This is a genomic window from Corynebacterium sp. 11A (assembly GCF_008930935.1).
Taxonomy (GTDB): domain Bacteria; phylum Actinomycetota; class Actinomycetes; order Mycobacteriales; family Mycobacteriaceae; genus Corynebacterium; species Corynebacterium megadyptis.
This window is the reverse complement of record NZ_PQMR01000002.1, coordinates 33,859-49,302: the sequence shown is the minus strand read 5'-3', so window position 1 is coordinate 49,302 and position 15,444 is coordinate 33,859. Positions and strand designations below refer to the sequence as shown.

Annotated in this window: 18 protein-coding genes; 15 read left to right on the top strand and 3 right to left on the bottom strand. The window is 61.7% G+C overall.

The window, feature by feature from the left end; translation table 11 throughout:
* Positions 1 to 81: 81 nt before the first annotated feature.
* The 9 genes from map to rplQ all read left to right on the top strand — a co-directional run bounded on the left by map (position 82) and on the right by rplQ (position 6,278).
* The gene (map, locus tag GBB18_RS02765) at positions 82 to 891 is read left to right on the top strand and encodes a type I methionyl aminopeptidase (protein ID WP_151640698.1); all 810 of its coding nucleotides are present in this window, start codon (positions 82 to 84) and stop codon (positions 889 to 891) included.
* 149 nt (positions 892 to 1,040) lie between these two features.
* Positions 1,041 to 1,880 carry a L,D-transpeptidase gene (locus GBB18_RS10835; RefSeq protein ID WP_192795896.1) on the top strand — a complete coding sequence of 280 codons (840 nt, stop codon included), beginning with the start codon at positions 1,041 to 1,043 and terminating at the stop codon, positions 1,878 to 1,880.
* Between the two features lie 82 nt (positions 1,881 to 1,962).
* A complete protein-coding gene (locus GBB18_RS02755; RefSeq protein ID WP_192795895.1) occupies positions 1,963 to 2,454 on the top strand; it encodes a GNAT family N-acetyltransferase in 492 nt (163 codons plus the stop codon).
* Between the two features lie 157 nt (positions 2,455 to 2,611).
* Complete coding sequence (gene infA / locus GBB18_RS02750) at positions 2,612 to 2,830, top strand: translation initiation factor IF-1 (protein ID WP_012359610.1); 219 nt, start codon at positions 2,612 to 2,614, stop codon at positions 2,828 to 2,830.
* A gap of 252 nt (positions 2,831 to 3,082) precedes the next feature.
* On the top strand, positions 3,083 to 3,451 hold the full coding sequence (gene rpsM / locus GBB18_RS02745; protein WP_018018724.1) for a 30S ribosomal protein S13: 369 nt from the start codon (positions 3,083 to 3,085) through the stop codon (positions 3,449 to 3,451).
* Complete coding sequence (rpsK, locus tag GBB18_RS02740) at positions 3,451 to 3,855, top strand: 30S ribosomal protein S11 (protein WP_018018725.1); 405 nt, start codon at positions 3,451 to 3,453, stop codon at positions 3,853 to 3,855. Before rpsM ends, rpsK begins: the two co-directional genes overlap by 1 nt.
* A 28-nt stretch (positions 3,856 to 3,883) precedes the next feature.
* Positions 3,884 to 4,489: a 30S ribosomal protein S4 gene (gene rpsD / locus GBB18_RS02735; RefSeq protein ID WP_151528916.1), complete on the top strand. Its 606-nt coding sequence runs from the start codon at positions 3,884 to 3,886 to the stop codon at positions 4,487 to 4,489.
* A 177-nt stretch (positions 4,490 to 4,666) separates the two neighbouring features.
* Positions 4,667 to 5,692: a DNA-directed RNA polymerase subunit alpha gene (locus tag GBB18_RS02730; protein ID WP_151528915.1), complete on the top strand. Its 1,026-nt coding sequence runs from the start codon at positions 4,667 to 4,669 to the stop codon at positions 5,690 to 5,692.
* A gap of 94 nt (positions 5,693 to 5,786) precedes the next feature.
* Positions 5,787 to 6,278, top strand: a complete 492-nt coding sequence (gene rplQ, locus GBB18_RS02725) for a 50S ribosomal protein L17 (protein ID WP_151549499.1) — start codon at positions 5,787 to 5,789, stop codon at positions 6,276 to 6,278.
* 138 nt (positions 6,279 to 6,416) lie between these two features.
* On the opposite strand, the gene GBB18_RS02720 is transcribed toward rplQ, so the two are convergent.
* The gene (locus GBB18_RS02720; protein ID WP_151640697.1) at positions 6,417 to 7,178 is read right to left on the bottom strand and encodes a siderophore-interacting protein; all 762 of its coding nucleotides are present in this window, start codon (positions 7,176 to 7,178) and stop codon (positions 6,417 to 6,419) included.
* A 195-nt stretch (positions 7,179 to 7,373) separates the two neighbouring features.
* Between GBB18_RS02720 and GBB18_RS02715 the strand changes: the two genes are divergently transcribed.
* The 5 genes from GBB18_RS02715 (at position 7,374) to GBB18_RS10605 (ending at position 12,461) form a co-directional block, all read left to right on the top strand.
* A complete protein-coding gene (locus GBB18_RS02715) occupies positions 7,374 to 8,246 on the top strand; it encodes a DUF998 domain-containing protein (RefSeq protein WP_151640696.1) in 873 nt (290 codons plus the stop codon).
* Positions 8,247 to 8,310: 64 nt separating this feature from the next.
* Positions 8,311 to 9,189, top strand: a complete 879-nt coding sequence (truA, locus tag GBB18_RS02710) for a tRNA pseudouridine(38-40) synthase TruA (protein WP_151640787.1) — start codon at positions 8,311 to 8,313, stop codon at positions 9,187 to 9,189.
* Positions 9,190 to 9,300: 111 nt separating this feature from the next.
* Positions 9,301 to 11,736 carry a DUF6541 family protein gene (locus GBB18_RS02705; protein ID WP_151640695.1) on the top strand — a complete coding sequence of 812 codons (2,436 nt, stop codon included), beginning with the start codon at positions 9,301 to 9,303 and terminating at the stop codon, positions 11,734 to 11,736.
* A gap of 28 nt (positions 11,737 to 11,764) precedes the next feature.
* A complete protein-coding gene (locus GBB18_RS10610) occupies positions 11,765 to 11,923 on the top strand; it encodes a hypothetical protein (RefSeq protein WP_192795894.1) in 159 nt (52 codons plus the stop codon).
* Positions 11,924 to 12,302: 379 nt separating this feature from the next.
* Positions 12,303 to 12,461, top strand: a complete 159-nt coding sequence (locus tag GBB18_RS10605) for a hypothetical protein (RefSeq protein WP_192795893.1) — start codon at positions 12,303 to 12,305, stop codon at positions 12,459 to 12,461.
* Between the two features lie 833 nt (positions 12,462 to 13,294).
* Here GBB18_RS10605 and GBB18_RS02695 read toward each other — a convergent pair.
* Positions 13,295 to 13,876, bottom strand: a complete 582-nt coding sequence (locus GBB18_RS02695; RefSeq protein WP_151640694.1) for an NADPH-dependent FMN reductase — start codon at positions 13,874 to 13,876, stop codon at positions 13,295 to 13,297.
* A gap of 489 nt (positions 13,877 to 14,365) precedes the next feature.
* Here GBB18_RS02695 and GBB18_RS02690 point away from each other — a divergent pair, with 489 nt between their 5' ends.
* Positions 14,366 to 14,626 (top strand): hypothetical protein, encoded by a 261-nt coding sequence (locus tag GBB18_RS02690; RefSeq protein ID WP_151549503.1) that lies wholly within the window; start codon positions 14,366 to 14,368, stop codon positions 14,624 to 14,626.
* Positions 14,627 to 14,644: 18 nt separating this feature from the next.
* Here the strand turns inward: GBB18_RS02690 and GBB18_RS02685 are convergent, their stop codons facing one another.
* Positions 14,645 to 15,331, bottom strand: coding sequence for a metal-dependent transcriptional regulator (locus GBB18_RS02685; protein WP_151640693.1), 687 nt, complete (start codon positions 15,329 to 15,331; stop codon positions 14,645 to 14,647).
* Between the last annotated feature and the right edge of the window lie 113 nt (positions 15,332 to 15,444).

Below are 15,444 nucleotides of genomic sequence, written 5' to 3'. Positions count from 1 at the left end.
GCCGGCCTCCTCTCCTCGAGAGGATGGTCGGCGTTGTGCTGTGCCGACCCCCTAACCAAGAACCAAAGGAGAACGCCGCCCATGGCGCGTCGCAAGAACAACCGCACAATCCCCGCCAAAACCCCCGAGCAGCTAGAGAAGATGGCGGCCGCGGGCGCTATCGTCGGCCACGCCCTGCACGAGGTGCGCGCCGCCGCCCGCGAGGGCATGAGCACACTCGAGCTCGACCGCATCGCCGAGACCGTCATCCGCGATCACGGCGCCACTCCCACCTTCCTCGGCTATGAAGGCTTCCCGGCCACGATCTGCGCCTCCGTCAACGATGCCATCGTGCACGGCATCCCCAACGCCGAGACCATCCTGCAGCCCGGTGATCTCGTCTCCATCGACTGCGGCGCCACCTACAACGGCTGGGTCGGCGACTCCGCGCTCAGCTTCGGCATCGGGGAGCTTGACGACGCCACCTCCGCGCTCAATGACGCCACGGCATGGGTGCTACGCCAGGGCATTGCGGCCATGGTACCGGGCAACCGGCTCACCGATATCTCCCACGCCCTCGAGATGGCCACCCGCGCGGCCGAGAAGAAGTTCAACGTGGAGCTGTTCATCGTGGACGGCTATGGCGGCCACGGAATCGGGCGCACCATGCACGAGGATCCTTTCCTCGCCAATGAAGGGCGGGGCAATAGGGGACCGCTGATCCAGGAAGGCTCGGTGCTGGCGATCGAACCCATGCTCGCCGGCGGCACCGCCTATTCGGAGGTGCTCGAGGATAACTGGACGGTGGTCACCGAGGATGCTTCGCCCGCCGCGCACTGGGAGCACACGGTGGCCGCCACCGCTGCGGGGCCGCGCATTCTCACCACGCGCCCGGAGGGGGACTTCTCCTAGGGTGTGTCCCCTTGACTGCACCGCACGATAAGGGGATAAGATTCCTAAAATATCGCCCAACCTGAGTGTGATCAGATAGGGTGGGCTTGAAATACACATTGCGGCGCCCACATGAGGTGTCGCTTGAAGAAAAGGACGTCTACACTCCTATGGGCTCTCGTCACTCCTCCGGCTGCGGTGTTGGTGCTCGGCTCGTGCGCGGCGCTACCGCCTTGTGCGCCACCCTCGCTGTTGCTCTCCCGCTTGCTCCGGCAGCGCACGCACAGCTTCCCTTCGGCCTCGACAACATGGTGCCGGACTTCGGTTCCTCCCAGTTCGAGCTGCCGGGCCTCGATGGCTTCACCATCCCCACCCAGTCCGATTTCCAGGCCCAGGGCGAGGCCCAGGCATGGCGCACCCGTGGTGATCTGCACCGCAGCGCCGACCAGCTGCTGCCGGCACCGCTGGCACAGCAGGCCAAGGACGCCGTAGACCGCACCCTCGAGGCCGTCTACCCGGGCATCATCGCCCGCCACTCCGGCCCGCGCCCCGCACCGAATCCGGCCCCCGCTCCGGCCCCGCAGCCCGCTCCGGCGCCGAGTCCGCGCCCCACTCCCAGCCCGTGCCCGAAGGAGGCACGTGCCTGCGTGGACGCTGATAAGCAGGTGGCTTGGCTGCAGGACGGCAAGGGCCACCGCGTCAGTGACGTCATTCGCGTCTCCACCGGCGCCGATGGCTACGACACCCCGCCTGGTCGCCACTATGTGAACCGCAAGGTCAAGTACGAGGTCTCCCGCGAGTTCTACAACGCTCCCATGCCGAATTCCGTGTACTTCACCAGGAACGGTATCGCTTTCCACGGCGGTGACCCCGAGGTGCTCTCCCACGGTTGCGTGCACGTGCCCATGCGCGAGTCCGAGCGGTACTTCAACCACCTCAACATAGGCGATCTCGTCTATGTCTGGGGCGATGTGGACTACGGCGTTCCCAACGGGCACGTGCGTCGATAAGCACCCCTTAACGCGCGGCGGGGGCCAGCGCTCGGGCGCTGCTGGCATCATAGTGTGGCCTAGATCGCTACACTGGATAGTTATGCAGGACTATACGATCCGCCCCGCCCGTGACACAGACATCCCCGAGATCCTCGATCTCATCCACTGCCTCGCCGAACACGAGGGCGCTCCCAATGGTGTACGCGCCAATGAGGAGCGTCTCGAACAGCACCTCTTTAGCCCGCACCCTTTGGCGCGGGTCACCGTGCTTCAAGAAGAGGGCGCCGAGCGGCTCGCCGGCTTCGCTCTGTGGTTCTATAAATTTTCCACTTGGGAATCCACGCCCGTCATTCACATGGAGGATCTCTATGTGCGCGAGGAGCACCGCGGCAAAGGCTATGGTCAGGCACTGCTGAGCTCCTTGGCCGCCGAATGCGTGGACCGCGGCTATGCCCGCATGGAGTGGAATGTGTCCAAAGACAATGACAATGGCCGTGCCTTCTACACCAGGATGGGCGGCGGGGCGCTGGAGGATCAAGAAATCTTCCGCCTCGAAGGCGATGCTCTCCTCCGCGCCGGTAACAAAAACTAAACCTCGCCGGCCCCTCGCGCGTGATGACGCAGCCATTTTGCGATTTCCAGCAGAAACGGTATGCTTGCGCTTTGGTGTGACTGTTTTGGCTGTCGCGCCTATGTAGCAGACGACCATCAAACCGGCCACAGCAGTGGCTGGGGAAATGTTTGAGGATATGGCAAAAGAAGGCGCAATTGAGGTTGAGGGTCGAATTATCGAGCCTCTTCCGAACGCAATGTTTCGAGTAGAGCTGGACAACGGCCACAAGGTGCTCGCGCACATCAGTGGCAAGATGCGCCAGCACTACATCCGTATCCTGCCCGAGGACCGCGTGGTAGTGGAGCTGTCTCCCTATGACCTGTCCCGCGGCCGCATCGTCTACCGCTACAAGTAAAACTCACAGCCTCCTAACTCTACCGAGTGCCCCGAGGCGAGACGGAACCCGACGGTTATTTCACGTTGGGTTCTTGCTCATGTATGCGCCTGCACGGCGGATCCAACCGTGGCACTCAACCAACCTTCGGCAATCGGTGGCTGAAGCCCTACGTATCTTGGCCCACAGTCCGGCACCGCATCCGGGCGAAGCGTCAACTGGTGGGGACGAGTTGGGAGAAAACCACCGTAACAACCGGAAAGGTAATGCCTCATGGCACGTCTAGCTGGAGTTGACCTCCCGCGCAATAAGCGCATGGAGGTCGCTCTCACCTACATTTACGGCATTGGCCCGGCTCGCGCCGCCAAGCTGCTGGAAGAGACTGGCATCTCTCCCGACCTGCGTACCGACGCTCTGACCGATGAGCAGATCTCTGCTCTTCGTGATGTTATCGAGAACTCGTGGAAGGTTGAGGGTGACCTCCGCCGCCAGGTTCAGGCTGACATCCGTCGCAAGATCGAGATCGGCTGCTACCAGGGTCTGCGCCACCGTCGTGGCCTGCCCGTGCGCGGTCAGCGCACCAAGACCAACGCTCGTACCCGTAAGGGCCCGAAGAAGACGATCGCAGGAAAGAAGAAGTAATGCCTCCAAAGACTCGCTCCGGCGCTCGCCGTTCTGGCCGTCGCGTCGTAAAGAAGAATGTGGCACAGGGTGCCGCTTACATTAAGTCCACCTTCAACAACACCATCGTGTCTATCACCGACCCGAATGGTGCCGTCATCTCCTGGGCCTCCTCCGGCCACGTCGGGTTCAAGGGCTCCCGTAAGTCCACCCCGTTCGCTGCGCAGATGGCTGCCGAGAACGCTGCCCGCAAGGCAATGGATCACGGCATGAAGAAGGTTGACGTCTACGTCAAGGGCCCGGGTTCGGGCCGCGAAACCGCAATCCGCTCCCTCCAGGCCGCCGGCCTTGAGGTTCTCTCGATCTCGGATGTGACTCCGCAGCCGCACAACGGTTGCCGTCCGCCGAAGCGTCGTCGCGTTTAAGAATTCGGGAAAGGAAGGTTAGAAACTCATGGCTCGTTATACCGGCCCAGCAACCCGTAAGTCCCGCCGTCTCCGCGTCGACCTCGTCGGTGGAGATATGTCCTTCGAGCGTCGCCCGTACCCCCCGGGACAGGCAGGCCGCGCTCGCATCAAGGAGTCCGAGTACCTCCTGCAGCTGCAGGAGAAGCAGAAGGCTCGTTTCACCTACGGCGTCATGGAGAAGCAGTTCCGCCGCTACTACGCCGAGGCGAACCGTCAGCCCGGCAAGACCGGCGACAACCTGCTCATCCTGCTCGAGTCCCGTCTCGACAACGTTGTCTACCGTGCCGGCCTCGCCCGCACGCGTCGTCAGGCTCGTCAGCTTGTCTCCCACGGTCACTTCACCGTGAACGGCAAGAACATCAACGTTCCGTCTTTCCAGGTTTCTCAGTACGACATCATCGATGTCCGTGAGAAGTCCCGCAAGATGGTCTGGTTCGACGAGGCCCAGGACAACCAGGTGGACGCCGTCGTTCCGGCATGGCTGCAGGTCGTGCCCTCCACCCTGCGCATCCTCGTGCACCAGTTGCCCGAGCGCGCCCAGATCGACATTCCGCTGCAGGAGCAGCTCATCGTCGAGCTTTACTCGAAGTAATAGCTGCCACTCGCTGGCCCACAGCGGCCGGCGGGGCGCCATTACCGAAGAGGAATCTTCACGTGCTCGTGCTGGTGCGATGCCACCTAGGTGGTTGCTGCACCGGCAGCACAACAACGTCATATGTTCCTTATCTCAGGCGTCATATAGCGGTCGCCACACAAGGAGTTCTATCCCATGCTCATTTCGCAACGCCCTACCCTCACCGAGGAGTTCGTTGAACAGGCTCGTTCACGCTTCGTGATCGAACCGCTGGAGCCCGGCTTCGGCTACACCCTCGGTAACTCGCTGCGTCGCACCCTGCTGTCGTCCATCCCGGGCGCGGCCGTGACCAGCATCAAGATCGACGGTGTGCTCCACGAGTTCACCACCATCTCGGGTGTGAAGGAAGATGTCTCCGACATCATCCTCAACATCAAGGGCCTCGTGCTGTCCTCCGACTCCGACGAGCCGGTTGTGATGTATCTGTCCAAGGAAGGCGAAGGCGACGTCACCGCAGCTGATATTCAGCCGCCGGCTGGCGTGGAGATCCACAATCCGGATCTGCACATCGCCTCGCTGAATGAGCAGGGTCGTCTAGACATCGAAATGGTGGTCGAGCGCGGCCGCGGCTACGTTCCCGCCACCATGTACAACGGCAGCAAGGAAATCGGCCGCATCCCCGTGGACCAGATTTACTCGCCGGTGCTCAAGGTGAGCTACAAGGTTGAGGCAACGCGTGTTGCGCAGCGCACCGACTTTGACAAGCTCATCATCGATGTGGAGACCAAGAACTCCATCACCGCCCGCGACGCTCTTGCCTCCGCCGGCAAGACCCTGGTGGAGCTGTTCGGTCTCGCCCGCGAGCTGAACACCGCCGCCGAGGGCATCGAGATCGGCCCCTCCCCGCAGGAGACCGAGAACATCGCCGCCTACAGCGTGGCCATCGAGGATCTGAACTTCTCCGTTCGCTCCTACAACTGCCTGAAGCGCCAGGACATCCACACCGTCGGTGAGCTCGCAGAGTGCACCGAGTCGGATCTGCTGGATATCCGCAACTTCGGTCAGAAGTCCATCAACGAGGTCAAGGTGAAGCTCGCAGGGCTGGGCCTGACCCTCAAGGACGCACCGGAGGACTTCGATCCCACCCAAATCGAGGGCTACGACGCCGAGACCGGCGACTTCGTGGACACTGACGCCTCCGACGCTGAAGATTCCGAGTAAGACATATCCGGGCGAAACCGCCGCCCACCAGCGCTAAACGGCTGGGCCCGCGGCGGGAATAAGCTCACAACATTCCTATACGAGGAGAACCATTATGCCTACCCCGAAGAAGGGTGCCCGTCTGGGCGGCTCGGCTTCTCACCAGAAGAAGATTCTGGCGAACCTGGCAGCCCAGCTGTTCATGAACGAGCAGATCGTTACCACCCACGCCAAGGCCAAGCTGCTTCGCCCCTACGCGGAGAAGCTCATCACCAAGGCCAAGAAGGGCACCGTCGCGGATCGCCGCAACGTTGCTAAGCACATCCAGGACAAGGATGTCATCTTCCACCTCTTCCACGAGCTGGCTCCCCAGTTCGAGGGTCGCGAGGGCGGCTACACCCGCATCATCAAGCTGGAGAACCGTCGCGGCGACAACGCCCCGATGTCCCAGATCTCGCTGGTGCTCGAGCCCACCGTCTCCACCGAGGCGGAGCGCGCCACCCGCGCCGCAGCTTCCAAGAAGGCTGAAGAGGCTCAGGCTGAGGAGACCGATGTCGAGGAGGCCGAGGCCGCTGAGACCACCGAGTCCACCGAGGACAAGGCTTAAGCGCTTTCGCTAAAGCCGGACACTCGTCGGATTGAGACAGAAACACCGCAGGGATATCCCTGCGGTGTTCGTCTTTTTCTAGGGCTGCGCGGGGCGGGAAACGCTCGGCCGTGTCAGTCGCGGCTGCGGTACGGGCGCCTAATCCTGAGAGCGGGAGACGTCTCGGCTGGTTCCCATCGCCTTGCCGGCAATCCAATACGCGTGGATGTGCATGTCGCCCTTTTTCATACCCACGTTTTTCAGCAGGTAGCGTCGCGTAACGAGCAGCACCTTCGCTTCGCAAATGAGGTGCGGATACCAGCCCTCCCAGGTGAAGCCGCGAGCCTTTTCCAGCAGCGCCTCGCTGGTGGGAGCCACCCATTCCACCGAGATATTCTCGTGCTCCATGATGGGGATCTCATGATCGGTAGGGTGCCAATCAAGCATCCACACCTGCACGGGACAGCGGGGCGCTAAATCGGCGGCGAGGGCATTGACATAGGGAATACCTGCGGCGTCGGCAATGAAAACGAAGCCATAGGGGTCTGCACCCTCCACGCGAAAGGGGCTGGAGCCGTAGTAGGCGGCGTCGAATGTATCGCCCTCTGTGGCGCTCTGCGCCCACGCGCACGCGGGCCCGGCAGGCTCGTGGAGCAGGAAATAGAGGGTGAACTCCCCGGTGTCATAGTCGATATCGGTCAGGGTGTAGCCGCGCATCACTTCTTTAGCCGGGTTGCTCAGCTCTGGGAACCAGCAGCGCAGATACTCGCCCTCGGCGGGCCGGATGGTGCGAATAAACTCGGGCGAGCTGATGCGCAGCGCTTTCATAGTGTCGGTGTGCATCCACACCCGCTCGACCGTGCACTGCAGATCCTCCGCCCGCAGCAGCTTCATGATCGTGCCGTATATTCCCTTACCCATGCTGCTGTGTCCTTTACGCGTCTGCGGCTCATCATGGCTCGTTAGTCACGTCGATGCTATCGGACTAACGAATACTAAGGCAAGGCGGCCCTAAGAATATGGGCGGCGCAGGGCAGTGATGGTGCACGCACAGGTGCTAGAGGTTTCTTCCTTGTGGTCGTTAGTCGGTTGCAGGTGATCGGTTAGGGTAGAGGCGTGAATGAAACCAGCGGCGCCCCGCAGTCCCCGCAGCCACCCGAGGAGGGTTCTCGTGCTGCGGATACGTCGAGCGCCGCCACGCCCAGCGCCACCCCGAGCGCCGCGGCCACGGGCGAGGAGCAGCGACCGCGCCCCCGCTATGAGGACCGCCCCTCCAATGCCGCGTTGCAGTGGTCGCGCATCCGCACGATCGGCTGGATGATCTTCCTCGGGCCGCTCCTGATTTTCCTGGCCCGCCTCTATGCCGCGCGGGTCTATCTGGGCGATTTCAATATCGAGACCAACCGAGTCGATGATCTCGGTGCCCGCACTTGCGGCTCCTTGCCCATGGAGATCCCCGCGGTGGAGATCTGCTCCCCGGGATTCTTCGTGTTTAACGGGGCGCTCCTCGCCACTGGGGTGTTGATGCTCACCGCCTCATTGATGTGCGAGCAGCTCCGCATGGGCATCACCCGCCTCCACCCGCTCTTAGATGCCCGCGTGACTCGGCTGATCGGCGTGTGGGGTGTGGGCGTGGGCCTGGCAGGGCTGGCGCCTCTCGATATCACCCGGTGGGTGCATGAGGCCATGCTGGGGCTGATCTACATTTCCGCGTGGTCCACCTTGGTGGTCACATTCATCGTTATTGTCGGCGCCCGCGCCGCGCACGGGGTGAAGGCCGCCGGCTGGGCGTTCATCATCACCACCGCGCTCATACTCTTTTTCTCCGTTGTCTCCGCGATGATGTTCCTCGTGGCGGTCACCGGCGCCTCGGGCGGTATCTTCCAGCGCATCTCCCTCGATACCCTCGGGCTGTGGCTGCAGTTTTATGGTTTGACGGTGGTGCTCACCGGCTCCAAGCGTTTCACCAAGTATTTTATGAACAACTAAACGGCCGCGTCACCGTGGCCGTGTCTCGCTCATCCCGCAAGGAGGATTATCTCCCGTGTCTGAGATCGACACCGCGCAGTCTGATACTGTCCGCCTGCGCTTTGACCTCGCCTATGACGGCACGGACTTTCACGGCTGGGCCAAACAATTCAACCGTGCGCACCCCGATGCCCCGCGCCCGCGCACGGTGCAAGAGGAGCTGGAAGAGCGGCTGAGCACGATCTTTCGCCAGCCCATTGAGCTGGTTGTGGCTGGCCGTACCGATGCGGGCGTCCATGCCCTCGCCCAGGTCGCCCATGCTGATGTGCCTGCTGCGGCCCTGGAGTCCCGCTCCATTAATGGCGATCCCACGCGTTTGGTGACGCGGCTGAATAAGATGCTCCAAGGCGATATCCAGGTCCGCGATGTGCAGCTTGCCCCGCAGGGTTTCGACGCGCGTTTTTCCGCTTTACGACGCCACTACGTCTACCGTCTCACCTGTGCCCGCGCCGGAGCCCACCCGTTGCGTCGCCGCGATACCGCGCAGGTCCGTCACGAACTGGATCTCGAGCTGATGCACCAGGCCGCGGACCGGCTGCTCGGCCTGCACGATTTTGCGGGTTTCTGCAAAGCCAAGCCCCACGCCACTACGATCCGCACTCTGCAGTATTTCCAGTGGGAGGATATCTCCACTGCCCTGGAGCCCCGGCTCTTTCAAGCGTCGCTAAGCGCGGATGCGTTTTGCTGGAACATGGTGCGCGCCCTCGTCGGCGCCTGCATCGAGGTAGGTCGCGGCGCCGAACCGGTGGAGTTCGTGGACGATCTGCTTCTCCGCGACACCCGTTCCCCGCGGCTGCGGTTGGCCCCAGCACGAGGGCTGGCGCTGGCCGGGGTGGACTATCCGACGAGCGTCGAGGAGCTGCAGGCGCGCTCCCTCGTGACCAAAAAACGCCGTGATCACTAGCGGTGTGCAGCGCGGGCATACCTGCCCGTGGGGTAGTGGGTCTAGGATAAAAGTCCGTGCAGTATCCCTCATGCGAGTAATGAAGGCAGGGTAGACGCGTTGTTGTTCTCGGTGCTCACCATCACCAGTCTGGTCTTTCTGCTGCCCGGCTTTATTTTCGCCCTGATCAGCGGGCTGCGTCCCTCGAGCGCAGCTGCCATGTCCTTGCCGCTGAGCTTCGGCATCTACGGGTTGTTGGCGTGGTTGGCCGGCGCTATCGATAAAGACTACGACGGTGGATTTATCCGCGGCGGCATCATCAGCATGTGGGTGATCGCAGCCCTATGGGGGTTGGCGCGGCTCGTGATTGCCCAACGGCGCTTCGCGCGGGCGCGCGGCGGCGAAGGCTGGGGCGATGCCTCCTCGCGTATCACCGACGCGGTGCGACGCCGCGCGCGCAATAGCCGCACCTACACCTGGTTGATCGCGGCGGCCGGTGTGCTCCTGGGGGTCAGTATGTTCCTCCGACGGGGGCTGGAGATCCTCACAGACACCCCCGAGGGGCTGGGCTCGATCCACCAAGGATGGGATGTGGAATGGCACGCCAATGTGGTGCGCTACATCGCGGAGAACCACATGGCGTCGCCGACCCGCATGGGTGAGGTACTCTCCCGCGAGCCCGAGGTGAGCCAGTTTTATCCCTCCGGTTGGCATGCTGGGGTTTTTGCGCTTGTCGACGCCAGCAACTACTCCGTTATCGAGGCACTGAATATATCCTCCATCATGCTCCCAGCACTGGGCTTTGTGATGGCCGCAGCCTATGTGGCATGGCGCATCCTTGGCTCGCGCGGCATGGCGGCGGGCATTGCGGCCGCCTTCGCCGCGATTATTGTTTACGCTATTCCGGCTGTGTTCTGGATCGGGCACTACGTGGGGGCGTGGCCGTATATCGCGGGTGTAGGCATGGCGATGATCGCTGGCTGCGCGATGATGAAGGTGCCGGAGAACCCTGGCCGGGCGTTGGCCGCCGGGATGGCTTTTTTGGGCGCGGCCCAAGTGCATTCCTCGGTAGTCACGATCGTGGTGACACTCGTGGCCTGTTATTGGCTGTTGTATCTGCTGTGGTCGCCGTCGACGACACCGGCGAATTGGCGGGAACGCATTCTCGTCCGGTTGAAGGATGTGGGGTTGCTTGCCGCGACTGGTGCAGGCGCAATGCTAGTGCTCTTGCCCCAGATTGTGGCTGGTTTCGGCGCGACGAAGGAAGTGGAGGCCTTCGGGGAGGACTTCGGTTTCTCCCGTTCGGAGGCGTGGTACCACGCCGCTACGTTGCAGACCCGCCACACCGAGATATTTGAGTCCCACATGGGGCTGCTCTGGCTGGCATTGGCCGGCGGCATTGTGGCGCTGCTGTGGCGTCGCGCGCTGTGGGCTGCCGCAGCCTATGGAGTGTTCTTGGCGGTCACCACCGAAGCCTTCGAGCCCTTCGGCACCGGCGTGGGAGATCTGCTGCACATGATCTCGGCGTTGCACTACAACGGCCCACACCGGCTGGTGATGCCGGTGGGGATCTTCATCGCCGCCGGCGCCGGCGTGGCCCTCGCTGCCGCGGTGCGGCTAGTGTCTTTGGCCCCTGTGACTTGGTGGCTGCGTCGTTCCCAGATACGCCGCGCCCGTGCCGCAGCGGGGGAGCATGCCCACTCCCCAGACTATGACGATCCCGCCCCAAGCAAACAGGTGCGTGCCTGGGCGGCGGCCTCTGCCGCGGTATCGCTGCTCTTCAGCGGAATCGTGGCACTCGTGGCCATCGACGAGGCCCAGGCGGCTGTGCGCGGCGGCGACCAGTGGGCGGTGGGCTCCACCTACCGCGTAGAGCGCATGGTCACCCCCTATGATCACCATGCCTTCGACTGGCTGGCTAAGCAGCCCGGTGCCTATGAGGGAACGATCATTGGTGAGCCGGCGGATGGTCATGGGTGGATGTATGCCTATAACGGGCTGCCCGCGGTGTTTAAGCACTATCAGTGGCCCGAGCCGCCCATTGGTTCGCCGACACACATCGCCCATGATTATCCGAACTTGGTGGGCGCTGGCACCACCTATGATCCGGATGAGGAGAACTTTGCCGATGAAATGGTCAAAGAACTCAACGTGAAGTACTACATCTCCTCCCCGCCGATCTTCTGGCCCTTCCAGCACCCACACCTGCGCCTCGATCACGGCAGCTGGGAATCACCTGGGCTCACCCCAGTGTACAAGGATCACGACACAGTGATCTGGGCGGTGAACGCTAACTTCACCGACAAGGAGCTGCTGGAGATTCGCAAGAACTCACGCTTCTCCCCGGAGAAGCTGCCGCCCTTGCCCACCCGCGTCAACGACGAGGGCGAAGAGGTGCCCTATTTCCATCGCCCCTCTAAACCCAATAAGAATCGTGACCGCGATCCGAAGGAGCTCTCTGCCACCATGCAGGGCTGGCGCTTTAAGGGCGATCACCTCGATGATCCGCCCCGCGGCCCAGCACCCCAGCCGATCGCAGCCGCGGATCCAGAAGACAAGGACTCCTAACCCGACGACAGCACGGAGGTGCGCAACCATGGGCGCAGGCGACATCCTCATGATTGTTCTCATCTTCTTCATCACCTTGGTGACTCCCACAGTGGTGGTCGCCGCCAAGGTCCTCGGCAAAGGCGCGCGCCCATCGCAGCGGCGGGACTCTGGCGATGGCGCAGACGAGCGAGATGATGAGCGCTAGTTAGCGGGGTGGGGAGTCAGAGCAGCGGCGGATAGGTGTGGATTCTTATCCATGGGGTATAGGTGGCCGTGCTCCTCTCAGAGCTGATAGAGCTGCTCGTGGGCTCGGATAGCCGCCGAGGCAGCGTCGGTACATGCCTGAAACTCAGTAGTAGCCATGATAAGCGCCTAGGGTGACATGATTCGGGGCGTGCGCGACTGTGTCTTCTCGCCTTTATGCCGGTGAACGTTCCCCGATCCGGATACCCTGACAGCAGTACCGTTGTGCCAGTGGGCGCGGTGACGTAAAATGTTCGGTGATAGATCCTCGGTCAGGCCTCTTCCCCTTGTGGGTAATGCACACATGACCGGGGCCTTTCATTTCTATGGAGGCATATGCGATGGCGAAAAGGTGGCTGAGCTACGAGCAACAGGTAGAACTGCTCGAGCAACGCGGCATGCGCATCGACGACAAGGCAGCTGCAGCACAATTCCTCGCGCGGGGAATTGCTCAACCAGCTCGATACGGAGACATGCCTCACGGCATCCTTATTGGGTAGTCCCTTTTAAAAGAACGTATTCGGATCCACCCGTTGACAGCAGCAGGCCTGCGGCCAGACGCAGCGCCTCCACCGTGGAGACGTAGCAGGTCATGGAGCTGTTCATCTACCCTCCTCTGCCATATCGATGCGGTGCAGGGCGCCGGCCACCTCGTGGTCCTGCTCTGAGAGGGCGCGGAGATGATCGCTGGCGGCAGAGAGCCAATGAACACGCAGGGCAGTGTTCCACGAGTGTGCAGATCTTCCTCGCTTCGGTGGGGATCGCGAGGTAGTATAAGCACCAACATGACCGGTTCCGCTGCCCACCTCGGTGGGGGCAGGGCCGGTCCTTGTCTTGTGTGCTGGGGTACATATGAGGCAGATGAAGCAGTTCAAGACCTATAGGGAACAGATCGAATTGCTTCGCGAACGCGGGTTGAGGGCGGATGATCCCACCCGCGCTGAGAAATTAGTGGCGCGGCTTAGCTACTATCGCTTGTCCGGATAGTGGTTTCCGATGCGGCGCTTTGCTCCGCCCGATGGCACCGCGCAAGATGAGTTTGTTGAGGGAGCCGAAGTGATCGAGGGCGAGCTCGGTAGAGCGGCGGATAGTGGAGTACTGCCCAGTCGCCTATGTGGATCGGCACTCTCATAGAACTCACCGCACCTCGGTGGCGCCGTTAAAGAGGTACGAAAAAGCCGCGCCAAGAGGCTGCACAGCTAGTGGGTGGTAGCTAGAGACCCACAGCTGTTGCCTCCACTAGTCGCCGGTACGTGCAGACCGAAACGATTGGCGCGGCTTAATTCGTGAGCGCAATTGGTTGGGGTGTACGTACCCCTCCGCGCGCGGGGCGTTAGGCCTTGTTTCGCGGGTTGGCTTCCATGAGCTCGACGAAGCGCTGGACGTGGCCCTGGAGGAACTCCACCGTGGATTCCACGGCGATCTTGTCATTGTCGTCGAAAAGCGTCGGCGACTGGCCGAGGAATACCTCCGGCTGCCCCAGCATCGGCATGTCGAAGTAGGAGAGTGCCAGCTTCAGGTTCTTTTGGGAGGAGTAGCCGCCCATGCGGCCAACGGAGTGGCTGATGATCGCGGCGGGCAGGCCCTTCCATGCCACATCGGAGTTGGGCTTGGATCCGATATCAACGGCGTTCTTCAGTGCAGCGGGGATGGTGCGGTTGTTTTCTGCCGTAACGAAGAGAACGCCATCGGCTTGCTTGAGCCGCTCGCGGAACTCGGTGTACTCCTGCGGGGTGGTCTTGTCCTCGACCTCGGGATCGTCATAATCGAAGTCGTACAAAGGCAGGTCCCGGATCTCCACGATCTCGGCGGAGATGCCCTCGGGGAACATGGGGATCACATTCTTCGCGATCTTGCGGGCGAAGGATCCACGTCGCAAACTTCCGACAAGTACTACTACGTTCTTGTTAGTCATACATACTCCTTAAAGCGTGTGTAGCTGGTGTTGAGAGGCTGCTCGGCGCTTCCCGCAGTGGAGGACGATCCTGGTGTGGGGGCCGTGCTGTGGCATAACCACGCTGAGGCACGTGCCGCTGAGACGATGAGCACGCGACGGGAAATCCCCATCGCGGAGGGGCCGTGCGGGCCCGCTCAGAAAGGCTCGTACTCATGCATTCGCAGCGGTGGTGATCCACTTTGAGCTGCATAAATGCGCTAATCCGCCCCGCCCGTAGCGACCGCGGGCACCAGTGTGTAGTTATCCACGGCAATTATGAGCGCTTGTGATAGGCTGTGTCAAACATTTAACTTCGACTAGGCGAACACTGCGGCTCTGTTGTGATCTGCAGTGCGTGAGCCGAAGACCATGCATATGTTCACCGATATGGGCAGTGGCTGTGTTCTCGACGCAGCCGGTGCTGGTGCGGTGGATGGACACTTCTCGTCATACGAGGGAGGAAGAGCGATGGATGCACAACCAGCCTCCGATGGTCACTGGATAGAAGCCGTAGGCATGTTTAGTGATCTCAAAGAGGGAAACCCCGCATCGGCTACGCGCATCTTGGCTAGCTCCCATGCGCCTGAAGAGGTCATGGAATATTTCATGAGGATGGTCAGCCTCTACCTGCGCAACGCCGATCAAGACGACGTGACTCGCTTTGTGGATGCAGCGTGGCAGATGGGGCCGCCGCCCCGAATCCCAGATGCGCTCCGCGGATTCTTCTGATCGCGCGGCGCAGCGTAGTTAGTCCTGCGGCTGCGAGGGAATAGCGAAGATCGACTGCGCTATGGTGCTGCTGATAGTGAGCGCCTCCTCGCCGTCGTGCGGCGTGATAGTGATCGACTCGCTAAAGGGCGGTCCCGCCGTCACCTGAACGCGCGTATCGAGGCCGATGTCATGTTCGGCAAGGTACTGCAAAAGCTGTGGATCATCATCGGCAATGCGGGCAATGGTCACCACGGAATGCGGTTCGCATTCCGTTAATCGCACCGCGGGCGGGCGGATAATAGTTCCCTGCGAGTCAGGAATTGCATCCCCGTGCGGGTCGCGTTGTGGATGGCCAAGGTGCTCATCCAATCGTTCGATCATCAGATCAGACACCACATGTTCAAGAGCATCCGCTTCGCGATCCACCTGTTCCCAGCGATATCCCAAGGTGTCCACGAGGAAGGTTTCGATCAGGCGGTGCCTGCGCACCATGGCCACTGCGTACTCTCTGCCCAGATCCGTTAGAGTCACTGCGGAATAGCGCGAGTGCTCGACGAGGCCGGCTTCACTAAGCTTGCGCAACGCATCGGAGACCGTGGACTTCTTCACCCCAGCTTTGTCCGCGATCATTCCCGTGGTGATGGGCGCCGTACTCCATTCGCTCAGCCCCCAAATGATCTTCACATAATTCTGGGTACTGGCAGATAACGAGCTAACAGACATGGTTCCAGACTACCCGTACTTCGGGCCTCCCAACTCAGAATTTCGCTTAGTCAGCGATATCGCTTATCGCGCTGTGGCGATGCTCCACAAACGGCGTATAACTCTTTGCACTG

What these genes read in the sequence shown, in the direction of transcription:
- map (WP_151640698.1), top strand. Translation starts at nt 82, where the DNA reads ATGGCGCGTCGCAAGAACAACCGCACAATCCCCGCCAAAACCCCCGAG.
- rpsK (WP_018018725.1), top strand. Translation starts at nt 3,451, where the DNA reads ATGCCTCCAAAGACTCGCTCCGGCGCTCGCCGTTCTGGCCGTCGCGTC.
- infA (WP_012359610.1), top strand. Translation starts at nt 2,612, where the DNA reads ATGGCAAAAGAAGGCGCAATTGAGGTTGAGGGTCGAATTATCGAGCCT.
- GBB18_RS10605 (WP_192795893.1), top strand. Translation starts at nt 12,303, where the DNA reads ATGGCGAAAAGGTGGCTGAGCTACGAGCAACAGGTAGAACTGCTCGAG.
- GBB18_RS10610 (WP_192795894.1), top strand. Translation starts at nt 11,765, where the DNA reads ATGGGCGCAGGCGACATCCTCATGATTGTTCTCATCTTCTTCATCACC.
- GBB18_RS02755 (WP_192795895.1), top strand. Translation starts at nt 1,963, where the DNA reads ATGCAGGACTATACGATCCGCCCCGCCCGTGACACAGACATCCCCGAG.
- GBB18_RS02685 (WP_151640693.1), bottom strand. Translation starts at nt 15,331, where the DNA reads ATGTCTGTTAGCTCGTTATCTGCCAGTACCCAGAATTATGTGAAGATC.
- GBB18_RS02695 (WP_151640694.1), bottom strand. Translation starts at nt 13,876, where the DNA reads ATGACTAACAAGAACGTAGTAGTACTTGTCGGAAGTTTGCGACGTGGA.
- GBB18_RS10835 (WP_192795896.1), top strand. Translation starts at nt 1,041, where the DNA reads ATGGGCTCTCGTCACTCCTCCGGCTGCGGTGTTGGTGCTCGGCTCGTG.
- GBB18_RS02730 (WP_151528915.1), top strand. Translation starts at nt 4,667, where the DNA reads ATGCTCATTTCGCAACGCCCTACCCTCACCGAGGAGTTCGTTGAACAG.
- GBB18_RS02720 (WP_151640697.1), bottom strand. Translation starts at nt 7,178, where the DNA reads ATGGGTAAGGGAATATACGGCACGATCATGAAGCTGCTGCGGGCGGAG.
- rpsD (WP_151528916.1), top strand. Translation starts at nt 3,884, where the DNA reads ATGGCTCGTTATACCGGCCCAGCAACCCGTAAGTCCCGCCGTCTCCGC.
- GBB18_RS02690 (WP_151549503.1), top strand. Translation starts at nt 14,366, where the DNA reads ATGGATGCACAACCAGCCTCCGATGGTCACTGGATAGAAGCCGTAGGC.
- rpsM (WP_018018724.1), top strand. Translation starts at nt 3,083, where the DNA reads ATGGCACGTCTAGCTGGAGTTGACCTCCCGCGCAATAAGCGCATGGAG.
- rplQ (WP_151549499.1), top strand. Translation starts at nt 5,787, where the DNA reads ATGCCTACCCCGAAGAAGGGTGCCCGTCTGGGCGGCTCGGCTTCTCAC.